The following is a 12,050-nucleotide window of genomic DNA, read 5'->3' as shown; positions in this document are numbered from 1 at the left end:
GGATATCACAACCTATTTCATAATACTACTAAATAGTTTTATTGTAATATTTTAGGTTGTATTTGTCTATGAGAAAGACCGCTGACATTCATCCCGCCACTTAGAGAAGTGGGGGAATTCTGACAGCTAACTGTTAAATTCAATACCCATGCCACTCCCCATTCCCTCTTTAATTCACTTCCAAACCTTACATTGAATTACATCATTCTACCATGACATATTACATGTAAGTGTTTGGACGCGAACAGGCAGAACTTCACTAAGGAAGCCCGCCTGTTTACACTTATTTCGCCTTTACCGGCTCCAGAAGGTTAAGATCCGGGCCCATCGCTTTGTCTTCGGGAGATACGTCCACAACAATATGAAAAGCCACTCTCATGGGAGGTAAGTCGATAATTTTGAATACATGCGGTTCCGTTAAACTGCTCATAAACACAGCCTCCGTCTCGGTAAGAATATCATCCAGGTCCAGCTTGCCTTCGTTCTGCCGCTCAACACCCCCTATCTCTTCCCTTTGCTTCTTGATAGAATTCACTTTATTCACTATGACTTTGCTGAGCCCGGCTACTGAATTCGCACGAATCACTAACTTTATTTCTTTGATCGGTATGTCCATCTTCCGCAGCACCGCCGTGATCCGAATACAGATCTGTTCATTTCGCTCTCCTCTCTGAGATCTCATAGCTATCGTATCACTTGACGCTGCGGCAATATCAAGGGGTAATCCTGGTGTGCCCGAAAAAAGTCATCTCACCCATCTCATTCTCTGCGATCCTGTAGGGATGGGTCTGGTCATAATATTTTTGGACAAATACTCCCTCACCTACTGGATAGAACTCAATATGAAAATTGCCGGAGAATCTCGTGAAATATAATTTCCCGTTAATGAATTCTATCAGGATTTTGTCTTCCAGGTACGTTCCGCAGTACATGCGTAGGCTACGCTCACTGAGGTGAAGCTCAGTATGCCGAACCGGAGCCTCCACCTCAACATTATGCAGAATATCTGAGATTGTATTGCCCAGCCGGTACTGATTGATAGCTTCGTTGTTCGATAGAATAATAATACAAATGTCTTCAGCAAAATAATTCTGCATATAGGTGCTGACCCCGAGGTGATCGCCGCCATGGGCATATCTTTCTTGGCCGTACAGATGGTGATGCTCCAGTCCATAGCAGTAGTTGTTATCATTCTCGCTCAAAAACCTGGTATATGCCTCCGGCGTCAGAAGCTTCCGGTCCCGCAGACAGGCATACCATTTATGCAGATCTTCGCAGTTCGAAACAATCCCGCCTGCACCAATGCTGAACTTCTCGTTGTAATATGGACTTTTGACCGTTTCGGCGAAATCCTTTGCATAATTATTGGATCTGTTCGCAATCGTAACAGAGTCGTCATCGACAGTAGTATTAAGCATATTTAAGGGCAGAAAGAGATGCTTTTGAATGAAATCCCCGTACTTCTCTCCAGTGACATGCTCAATAATCCAAGCCAACAAATTATAGTTGGAGTTATTATAATCATATTCTGTACCCGCCGGCTTTGTGGGCTTCTTGTTGATATACTGCTGGAAGTACTCCGTCTGTGAGTAATTCATTCTGTTATATCCGCCGAAAAAATCATTCTCAAAATTATAAAAATTATATAAACCGGATGTGTGTGACAATAAATGATGTACGGCAATAGACTCATCAATTTTCAGATCTGCAGGTAGATATAACTGTGCGGATTGCTCGATATCCAGCATCTGCCTGTCATATAGAAGCATAACTGCAAAAGCCGTAAACTGTTTAGACATGGAAGCAAGTGAGAAGCATGAATGCATATCATTTTTAATTCCAAACTCAATACTCGCATAGCCGCAGGCCTTCTCAAAGAGTACTTCGCCCTTCCGGGTAACTTGAATAACGCCGTAGAAATCCCACAGCTCCAGGTACTTGTTAATATAATTCTCCAGCTTTACACTTATTGACTGCACTGACTCACTCCCTAACCTGTTTTAACTACCAATTGACATTCACCCTAAGATGTTGTAAAAATACAGTAATACAATATTATACAACTTTGCAATGACGAAGAGAGTACGCATAACGAATACTCCAGAGAGCTGATGATTGCTGCGAATCAGTGTAGGGATTATGCCGAAGTGGGCTTCTGAGCATCCAAACCGAACCTTCAGGAAGTAGGCTTTGGCGAAGGTCTCATCGTTACAAGAGACGCGTATTCAGGGCATTTAGCGATGTCGCGATACGTTTAAGCGGGTCCGGATCACAATTCGGGCTAATTAAGGTGGTACCACGGGGTTCTCTCGTCCTTTTCAGGATGAGGGGGCCCCTTTTTGATTACATAAACGGAGGGATAACATGAGTAAGGAAATTGTATTAACCGGAATTAAGCCTACCGGCAAAGTCCATCTGGGGAATTACATCGGGGCGATCAAGCCTGCACTGCAACTCGCCGGGGCAAGTGATTGTACTGCACTTTATTTTATCGCTGACTATCATGGATTAACCTTCATTCAGGACAGAGACGAGTTTCGTAATCTCTCTTACGGTATCGCAGCTACATGGCTGGCACTGGGACTGGACCCGGAGCGGGTAGTCTTTTATCGTCAATCTGATGTGCCGGAGATCTTCGAGCTTCACTGGATTCTATCTTGCCTGACGTCCAAAGGTCTAATGAACCGTGCCCATGCGTACAAAGCTATTCATGAACAAAATATTCAATTAGGCGTGGATGCAGATGCAGGAGTCAATATGGGCCTGTTCACTTATCCGGTGCTGATGGCTGCGGACATTCTGCTGTTCCAGTCTGACAAGGTCCCTGTCGGTAAGGACCAGATTCAGCATGTGGAGATCGCCAGAGATATTGCCGAGGGCTTTAACCGGATTTATGGAGATACCTTCAAGCTCCCTGATTATAGGGTCGATGAGAACACATCCGTGATTCCAGGGCTGGACGGGCGGAAGATGAGCAAAAGCTACAATAATACGATTCCGCTGTTCGAAACACCAGAAAACCTGAAGAAGCTGATCAGCAAAATCAAAACGGACTCTACGCCTCCCCAGGAACCGAAAGACCCGGATACGTCAAATATTTTCTTGCTGTACAAAGAGTTTGCGGCTCCCGCTCAAGTACAGGATTTCAGGAAGCAATATCTAAACGGCATTAGCTGGGGGGAGGCCAAACAGGAGCTGTTCCAGGTGATCAAAGCTGCTCTGGAGGAACCCCGGAAGAAATACAATGAATTAATGGCAGCGCCAGCGCAGATCGACGCGATCCTGAGTGAAGGTGCCCGGAAGGCAAGAGCCCTAGCTGCACCTCTGCTTGCGCAGGTCAAAGCGAAGATCGGGCGTTTTTAAATAAGCTCCTTCGAGCGGAGTTTAACTCAAACGGACGGTATGGTAAAATTATCAAATCCAAACATTTACAAATAGCCGGTTGGGAGGCAATAGCTATGAACGCACGTAACTCCACGTATAATTTCCAGAATGTCAGTAACGGGGCAGAATCAGAACTGCTGCGCCTGCAGGAACAGGCTTTGATGGGCTGGAACAAGGAGTACCGCACCTTGCAGCAATTCGGATTGGCAGACGGGATGAAGGTTCTGGAGGCCGGTGCAGGTCCGGGATTCGTTACCGCCCAATTGCTGGAGCACTTCCCGCACAGTGAAATCACAGCCCTTGATATCGATGATGCTTTACTAGAAGAGGCTAAGCTCAGGTTAAGCCACATCCCCGAATCACGGCTTACCTTCGCCCATGCTTCGGTGTATGAGACTGGACTGCCCGACAATCAATACGATTTTGTTATTGCCCGTTTAATCTTTCTTCATCTATATAACCCGCAGCAGGCAGCAGCAGAGCTTAGACGTGTCCTCAAACCAGGCGGCAAATTGGTCATTATTGATGTGGACGACGGTGTCTTCGGGGCAATCGAGCCTGAGATAGGAGTTATGCCTGCTATTATCCAAAAGCTGGCCCAGCAGCAAGCTTCAAGAGGCGGAAACCGCAACATTGGCCGAAGCCTGCCACGCCTGTTATCCGGATCCGGCTATACAGATGTAGATATGGATGCCATCCTCCAGCATAGCGATCTGCACGGTATAGAAGGCTTCAAACGGCAGTTTGATATTAACCGGTTCACCGGATTCTATAAGAAAGGGATCATTACCGAATATGAGTATGAGGAATTGAACAGAGCCTATGAACAATTCGACCGCTCCCCGGATGCGCATGCGATGATGTTATTTTTCATGGCCTGCGGCACCAAACCTTAATAGAGTACTATAGCATTCCGTTTAGTCTTGGTGAGCTATTGTCATAGATAGCACAAAGAAACCACTTCTTTGAAAGGTTTAATCCTATTTTAAGAATGGTTTCTTTTGTATGCTACAGCCTCAGAAACAACCGCTCCCCGCTAATCCGTATATACCTGTACATTCCGGCGCATACCGCTGCCATAAGGATTCCATAGCCCAGTAATATGAGATTTCCATTCACCGAACGAAGCAGCATGAACAGCGCGGCCGGAACAACCAGACTGATGAACCCCAGAATCATCGATACCAGCACCGCTGCGCTCTGCTTGATCGCCGTAACTTCACTTGTCCAGTCCAGCTTGGGCAGCTTCAGGTTCACAATCACACCCAGCATGGCTGAATAGCAGGCATAGAGCACAGGGATCACAAGCATTAATATACTTTCCATCCATCCGGTCCGCAGTGTATAGATAAGCAGTCCCCAGCTCACAGCTATGACCGGTAACGTAATGGTGAGATTCACGGCAACTTTGCTGAGGATAATGGTTGGCTTGGATACGGGCGAGCTTTGTAAAATCCACAAATGATTCCCTTCAAGCGAAACCGAACTTGCCGTAGTGCAGCTCAGAACCACAAATAAGGAAACCACAAGCGGACTCAGCGTGCTTAAATACTCCGATAGCTGCGGAATGTTGAGCACGACCCCAAGCTTCTCTGAGCTGACAAACAATAAGGAAACCGACATAACCAGTAATAGCACCATACCGATACCCGTATTCAGCACATAATTGGCTGAGCTGAAATAGCGGCGCAGCTCCTTGAAGTACAACGCCTTAAAAGCAGAATTCGCCTGCAACGGCTTCATCGTATACCTGCTGCCTGAGTGGCTGGTCATAAGGCCTGTATGAATGGCTTTGTACCGGGTTGCCAGCACGGCGGAGAAGAGTACAAATGCAAGGACAGACAGGGCAATGAAGAAGATCAGTGAACTTACCCGGTACGAGCAGACTGCATCGACATACACGGATGCCAGGGGATATAGCTTAAAGATCGCATCACCCAGCCCTGCCCCCATATCAGCAAGCTCCTGCTGGTCTCCATTAAGATTAAATGAACCCAGCATGAAAAGAATAAGGACGGCAAAAGTGAACACTACACTAATCATCTTGCTTGCTCTAAATCTCGAAGACACCCAGCTGATGAGTGCGCCAATGATCGTTGCCGCTATAATCGGCAGCAAGGTGATGAATAAGAGCGTCATTAGAAAGAACAGATAAAACAGTACTCCCGGATTCACTTGTATCGCATACACCGCACCCGCAGGCAACATAACCAGCAGTGTAAAAAACAGATTCATCACATACAGCTGAAGCACACGGCTTGCCACCACATGACTCGTCTTCACCGGCAGCGACATGATCATATCATAATCCTTATAGCTGAATAAGACCCCGCTTGCCTTATAGACCGTGGTGAAGAACCCGACAATCGAAGTAACGGCCATCATAATCGCCAGCAGCAGATACATCCGCCCCAGCTCTTCAAATGCCATCCCCATCATGAAGCTGTAGCTGAAGGAGAACGCCCCAATCATAAGCACACCGGCCATAATCGTTATGCTAAGCAGCAGCGCTTTGCGTCTCTCTGCAGGGTCTTTCGTATGCAGCGCTTTATTCAGGCCGAAGGTGGACAGCAGCTGCAGCTTCGTCAATCTCCAGATATTAATCATTGTCGATCAGCTCCATGAATACTTCCTCAAGGCTGTTCTTGCCCTTCACCTCTTCAGTGCTGCCATGGGCAATCAGTTGGCCTGCCTTAATGATCGCGATCTTATTGCAAATCTTCTCGGCCGTATCCAGCACATGCGTCGAGAAGAAGATCGCCCCGCCGCTGCTGCACAGCTCAGCCATGATGGTTTTCAGCGTATGCGCAGCTTTGGGATCCAGGCCTACAAAAGGTTCATCCAGCACCAGCAGCTTCGGCTCATGAATAAGCGCAGAGATAATCGCAAGCTTCTGCTTCATCCCGTGGGAATACGAGGAGATCATATCGCCCAGATTAGCCGTAAGCTGAAAGGCATCGCTGTATTTTTGAATAAGCCGCTCACGGTTTGCCTTGGATACTCGAAATAGATCGCCGATGAAATTCAAATACTGAATGCCGGTAAGATGATCGTACAGATCGGGGTTATCCGGAATATAGGCAATATTCGCCTTGCAGGCTACCGGATCTTTTTTAATAGAGATTCCATCAATTTCTATTTCCCCTTCTTCAAAATCAAGAACACCGACTACAGCGCGGATGGTCGTTGTTTTGCCCGCCCCGTTGTGTCCGATGAAGCCATAGATATCGCCCCGTTCGACCACTAAGCTTAAGTCATCTACCGCCTTCTTCCCGCCCTTATAGCTCTTCGTAAAATGTTTGATCGTCAGCATGTTCTCTCACCTCTTCATTGGTGTCTGCAAATAAATATAATACGTACAGCCCTCCCTAATCGTTCATTTGCAATCGTTAAATCCCGATCTCCCGCATCTTAGCCGTGATCTTCTCCACCCGGCCTTCTATATCCTTGCCGCTATATTTTGGCAGCCGCATCTCGCTGACGATTCTGCCGTCACACATGAACATAATCCGCTCCGTCCTCGCAGCAATCGTTGCATCATGAGTGACCAGCATGACCGCAGTACCTTCCGCGTTAATTTCTGACAGCAGGTTCATTATGCCCTGAGCCGCTGCCTGGTTAAGTGCACCGGTCGGCTCGTCAGCAAAAATAATGCCCGGGCTGCTCATCAATGCGCGGCATATCCCTGCACGCTGAAGCTGCCCTCCCGAGGCCTGCGTAATATCCCGCTGCGCCAGCTCCGCGATCCCCACCTTCTGCATAAGCTGTCTTGCTTTCTCAGTAATCCCTGCTGCGTTGCGCCTGTTGTCACGCATGGACGGAAGAATAATATTATCCAGGATGTTCAAGTTCTTCATTAGTGTCGGCTGCTGAAACACAAAGCCCATTCCCGTTCTGCGCAGGTCAGCAAGCTCATTCTCCGCAAGTGTCCCCAGATCCCTGCCGTCAAAAGTAACCCGTCCGCCGTCAATCCGCTCCATTCCGCTCAGCGCAAACATCAGCGTCGACTTGCCAGAGCCCGAAGGTCCCATAACCGACACGAACTCCCCTTCTTTAATTTCGATAGACACTCCGCCCAGAACATTACGCTTGTCATCACCGGAGCCGTAATGTTTGGTTATATTTATACCGGTAATCATCTTCTTCATCTCCATAACCTACTCCTTAATGTTCCCGGATATTTGAATTCGTCCTGTTCCTGCTGTACCAATAATCGTGGCGATCAGCACTGAGCCTGCCATCATCAGCGGGCATAACACATACGCCGATAGCGGATTGATCACGAACTTGAACGATGAAGCTCCAAACGAGGAAATCAGCACCCCCGCTAGTACCTGCCCGAGCGTGTTTGCCAGCAGTGTGCCGAGAACCATCCCGATAAGCAGCACGAATACCGAACGTGAGAAATACTGTACAGTCAGATCCGAATTTGTAAACCCGAGTGACTTCATGACAGCAATGGAATGCCGGTCCTTGGCCACAAGCATCCGCATAAACAACAGCGTAATCAGTACATTGATGAACAGCATCACGGTAATGGCTACCCGTGAGGCCTTACCGACTGAGCTGATGGTAGAGCCGAAGGTCTGTGTAACATATTCGTCAATGCCCGACACCTTCGCATAATTGAAGCGGTCCGCATATTCGGTTACCTTGCTGCCGGTTAGCGACGGATCTGCAAGCTCCGCATAAATAACGGACCACATAACCTCAGCCGATCTCGTAGTGAACACCGCTTTGGCTGTTTTCCCGCCGTTGGTCACATCCGAATAAATGCCGCTTACCGTGAGCTCCCGGGCCTCCCCGTCGATCATCAGGGTAAGAGAATCGCCGGTCTTTTTACCCAGTTCATCCGCATTCACAGCGGAGAGGGCAATTTCATGCTCCGCAGCCGGTCTGTTTCCCTGGGAATAAGCCACCGGGAAGATCGAATGATCGCCAAGCTCAACCTTTAACCGTTCCTCCGATCCATCCTCCAGCTTCACCTTGAGAGCCTGCGTTGTCAGCACTGCATAGCGGGAGATGGCTGCATCCTGCTCCATAGCCTGTGCAATATCTGCCGCCTTCCCGGCAATATTGCCGGTCTGCTGAATATCCAGGCGCAGATCACTGTCCCCGATTCCCATGTAGGTGATGAAGCTTTTGGAGGCAATTGTGTTGTAGAGGTTCTGGGGAACAATCATAATAAATGCAGAAATTACGAGTACAGCGAGCATTGTGCCGTATAGACTTTTCCTCGACAGGACATCCTTGATGCCTAGAAAAACATTCGTATTCAGCAGCCGGTTCCCGCTCAGATTGAAACGCTTCGAGCCCGCCGGTTGTTCCTGTGAAGTACCGAAGCGGATGGCTTCTGCGGGGGGAATCTTCCGGAAGCGTGTCAGCACCCTATTCACATAAGCGGTAACCGCAAGGAATACAAGCAGTACCCCAATGACTCCGCAGCCTAAGGCAAGCGCAGAGTTCTCACTCTCCCCCATGTATAACCTGATATTCTCAAGCAGCAGACCTCTGAATACGAACGAAAGCGCAAACCCGAGAATACTGCCCAGCGCCGCCACACCTGCGTATTTCGCAAGATAGATTTTCTTCAGGTCAGATACACGTAATCCGATGGCTTTCATCACACCGATCTCGCGGTAATCACTTTCTATGGTTGCAAGGAGCGTAAAGCGTATACACATAAATGCAATAATAACCACCAGCACGCTTGCCAGGAGGATGACCGCAATCATGAGTCCGTCGGATATGGCATTAAGCATTTTGAATAGCGGATAGGTTAGGGTCGGTCCGTTGGCTTCAAGACCTGCTGCGGTGTAATCTGATTCGAATGCGCCAAGCGTGGACAAGTCCTTGAGTCTGAATTCAATCAGATATTCGGTGCTTCCTGAATCCTTAATTTCTGCATAATCATGCTTGCTAACGAGGAATCTCTTGGACGAGGCAAGCAGCGAATTCATCTGTGAATCACGCAAAAAACCTGCTACAGTGAGAGTCTTGCCGGCCACTGCGAGCGTACTCCCAACCTTTGCTGAGCCGTCCTTCATATAGGTAACCGGAACATAGACCTCACCGTCAGCTGCCGTAATCACGTTCCCGTCCAGGTCCAGCAGATAATCAAATTTCCCGCTTTGCGTGCTGAAGCCGTTATCCTGAACGCTGTCCGCAAGCGATTGGCCGTCAATCACAATTCTCGTACCTTCAACATTGAGGAAATCGAGCACCTGAAATTCGTCAACCTTGCTGTTCTGCTCGGCAAAGGCGGTAAACCGCGGCTTATCCAGTTCACCGGAATGCATCTGCATGAAATGCGGTGTTCCGGCCTGCTTCATGAGCGTATCAATGGCCCCGGACAGATTGACGACCAGGATTGCTGACAGGGAAACCAGCATCGCTGCGGCAGCCACAAATATCATCGTGGTCAGGGTAATCCCTTTGCTTTTGAGAATATCATTGCGGATTATTCGGTAGTACATATGTCACCTCTGTTCTCAAGGCTTCTAATTGATTTCAAATGATAAATGATGAGCGAGGCTAAGCTTAACAGCAGCCCTGCGATAATAATGAGCAGTCCCATGCCCCGCCCGCTGCCTGTGCCGATGACCTTCCCCACGCTGCCGGCAAGCACTCCGCCTGTCACCAGCAATGGAGTGAACACATAATCTGCCAGCACACCGGATAGCGTATAAGCGGCGACAAACCCCAGTTGTGACACCAGTCCAATAAGTGACCAGGCTCTTCCCTGAACGGAATTATCGATGTTCGTGCGGACCAGATAATCCAAGGCTGTATTCGTGAATGGCAGCATGGCAAAAAAGAGAAATCCTGAAATGCCAAGCAGCACAATATTCTCACGGAGTCCGAAAGCCGCCATACTTATTCCCGAGCAAAAGAGCGATACGGACAGGATTTTGACAAAACCCTTCTTCATCGGCAGCATTCCTATGATCACACTCGACACAAGCATCCCCGAAGCAATAATAGTCTCAAGCGTACCTAATACCGCACTGTCCGAAAAAGTCAGGATCATCGGCATGGACAGGGTCTCAATGAAACCAATAAAAAATGTCATTACAGAGGTCATAACCACAAGCACGAGCACGCCCCGGTTACCGGAAACAGCTCTCCAGCCGTCTTTGAATTCACGGATAAAGGGTTGTGCCTGCCCGGAGCTCTTCGGGGAAAGACCGCTGCGTACAGCAAGTGTTACAGCAACAGTTACGAAAAATGTGCAGATGTCGATGATCAGCAGCAGCTTCACATCTGAAACAACGAGCAGAAATCCGGCGATGACAGGCGAAATCAGATATTTGGCCGAACCAGCCACCTGAACAAAACCGCTAGCCTTCGTGTATTGCTCCTCGCTGAGCAGATCCGTAACCGTAGCCTTGTAAGCCGGATCAAGCAGCGAGGAGAACACCGAGCTAATAGTCACTCCCATACAAATCTGCCACAGCTGTGCTTCTCCGTTCAGTAAACAGATCAGAATGAAAATAAGTCCTGTTGCGGAAAGACTGTCGCCCAGTACCATCAGCAGCCTGCGGTCATAGCGGTCTGCCAGCACCCCCGCTAGCGGACTCAGCAACAGCGAAGGCATAAACGCCAGCAAAGTTACCAGTGCCATCGCGGATGCCTGACCGGTCTGCTGAAAAATATAAATCCCCAGCCCGAACGAGGTAAGCCCGCTTCCTATTGCTGAAATCAGCTGCCCTGACCAGAGCAGCAGAAATTTACTGAACCCTTTGCCGGATCTATTCGCCGTCTTCATCTCTGGCTTCCTCTCCGTTACCGAACATCTGCATTACGCTCATCAGACTTCCGCTTTCCGCCCCGAGCAGCCTTTCTACATTCGAAATAAACGCCAGCACCCGTGACATGCGTACCTCATCCGTCATTTCAACCATGTCATCATCAAAAATCGTGTTCGCATAGATCACAACCATTTCCATACATTCATAGGGGTACTGTGTGTTGAATATCCCCTGCTCAATGCCTTCGCAGATAATCGGTGTCAGGATCGGCGGAACACCGCTGATGATCGCTTTTTGAATCTTCTGATGCATAAGCGCGTTCTGCGGCTTGTGGATATGCTCCATGATTTCCGTGCTGCTTCCGTTTCCGCCGCTAATGTTCAGTGCCATAACCACGCGTAGAATCCGGTCAATGACAGGTATGCTCTTGTCAGCGGCAATGTGCTGCGCAGCCCCCAGAATATTGGCATTCGTCCGTTCAATCAGCGCATCCATAATATCCTCCTTGGACTTGAAGTGATAATATAGCGTCCCACGTGCAATCCCGACCTTGCCCAGAATATCGCCCGTGCTGGTTCCGTCAAAGCCCTTCTGGCCGAAAAGCTCTTCCGCTGCGTCAAGAATTTCATTTCTGCGTATTTCGGCTTCTTTTACAATTCTCATGGTTTAGTTCTCCTTAAGTTGTACCGACCGACTGTCTGTCGGTAATTGATTATAGAATAACATGCTTTTGCAGAGCTGTCGCGTTAAAAATGTTACAAACAAGTAGAAACGGCTTTGCCGTCCTTTTGTAAGGACGGTACCGTTTCAGCGAGAAATAGAAGGATAAGTTATCATGTGAAACATATAAATTCTTATATTTCAGGAAAAAAGGGCGCAGCTCCGGCGCCCTTCTTCTTTTTTATATAGGAGAAT

General features: G+C 48.4%; 10 protein-coding genes and 1 other annotated feature. Of the genes, 2 read left to right on the top strand and 8 right to left on the bottom strand.

The features are described from left to right. Window positions 1–283: 283 nt before the first annotated feature. Together GC101_RS16315 and GC101_RS16310 are read right to left on the bottom strand one after the other, a co-directional pair. On the bottom strand, window positions 284–616 hold the full coding sequence (locus GC101_RS16315; protein ID WP_171718079.1) for a hypothetical protein: 333 nt from the start codon (window positions 614–616) through the stop codon (window positions 284–286). A 97-nt stretch (window positions 617–713) separates the two neighbouring features. Next, window positions 714–1,979 carry a serine hydrolase gene (locus GC101_RS16310; protein WP_171718078.1) on the bottom strand — a complete coding sequence of 422 codons (1,266 nt, stop codon included), beginning with the start codon at window positions 1,977–1,979 and terminating at the stop codon, window positions 714–716. An 82-nt stretch (window positions 1,980–2,061) separates the two neighbouring features. Beyond that, window positions 2,062–2,320 (top strand) — a binding site (T-box leader). Window positions 2,321–2,364: 44 nt separating this feature from the next. On the opposite strand from GC101_RS16310, the gene GC101_RS16305 reads away from it, so the two are divergent. Then, complete coding sequence (locus GC101_RS16305) at window positions 2,365–3,363, top strand: tryptophan--tRNA ligase (protein ID WP_171718077.1); 999 nt, start codon at window positions 2,365–2,367, stop codon at window positions 3,361–3,363. Between the two features lie 95 nt (window positions 3,364–3,458). Continuing rightward, window positions 3,459–4,280, top strand: coding sequence for a class I SAM-dependent methyltransferase (locus GC101_RS16300; RefSeq protein WP_171718076.1), 822 nt, complete (start codon window positions 3,459–3,461; stop codon window positions 4,278–4,280). A gap of 112 nt (window positions 4,281–4,392) precedes the next feature. Here GC101_RS16300 and GC101_RS16295 read toward each other — a convergent pair whose 3' ends face one another. From GC101_RS16295 to GC101_RS16270, 6 genes are all read right to left on the bottom strand, one after another. Next, entirely contained in the window at window positions 4,393–5,991 is a 1,599-nt protein-coding gene (locus GC101_RS16295) for a hypothetical protein (RefSeq protein WP_171718075.1), read from the bottom strand. Next, window positions 5,984–6,697: an ABC transporter ATP-binding protein gene (locus GC101_RS16290; protein ID WP_039308926.1), complete on the bottom strand. Its 714-nt coding sequence runs from the start codon at window positions 6,695–6,697 to the stop codon at window positions 5,984–5,986. Before GC101_RS16290 ends, GC101_RS16295 begins: the two co-directional genes overlap by 8 nt. Window positions 6,698–6,773: 76 nt before the next feature. Continuing rightward, a complete protein-coding gene (locus tag GC101_RS16285) occupies window positions 6,774–7,532 on the bottom strand; it encodes an ABC transporter ATP-binding protein (protein ID WP_171718092.1) in 759 nt (252 codons plus the stop codon). A 9-nt stretch (window positions 7,533–7,541) separates the two neighbouring features. Then, complete coding sequence (locus GC101_RS16280) at window positions 7,542–9,860, bottom strand: ABC transporter permease (RefSeq protein WP_171718074.1); 2,319 nt, start codon at window positions 9,858–9,860, stop codon at window positions 7,542–7,544. Further along, window positions 9,845–11,152 (bottom strand): MFS transporter, encoded by a 1,308-nt coding sequence (locus tag GC101_RS16275; RefSeq protein WP_171718073.1) that lies wholly within the window; start codon window positions 11,150–11,152, stop codon window positions 9,845–9,847. The genes GC101_RS16280 and GC101_RS16275 overlap by 16 nt, the downstream gene beginning before the upstream one ends. After that, window positions 11,136–11,798 (bottom strand): TetR/AcrR family transcriptional regulator, encoded by a 663-nt coding sequence (locus GC101_RS16270; RefSeq protein ID WP_042136024.1) that lies wholly within the window; start codon window positions 11,796–11,798, stop codon window positions 11,136–11,138. The genes GC101_RS16275 and GC101_RS16270 overlap by 17 nt, the downstream gene beginning before the upstream one ends. Between the last annotated feature and the right edge of the window lie 252 nt (window positions 11,799–12,050).

This window comes from Paenibacillus phytohabitans (assembly GCF_013141775.1).
Lineage (GTDB): Bacteria > Bacillota > Bacilli > Paenibacillales > Paenibacillaceae > Paenibacillus_AQ > Paenibacillus_AQ phytohabitans.
The sequence above is the reverse complement of the archived record's forward strand: the minus strand, read 5'-3'. Positions and strand labels throughout refer to the sequence as shown.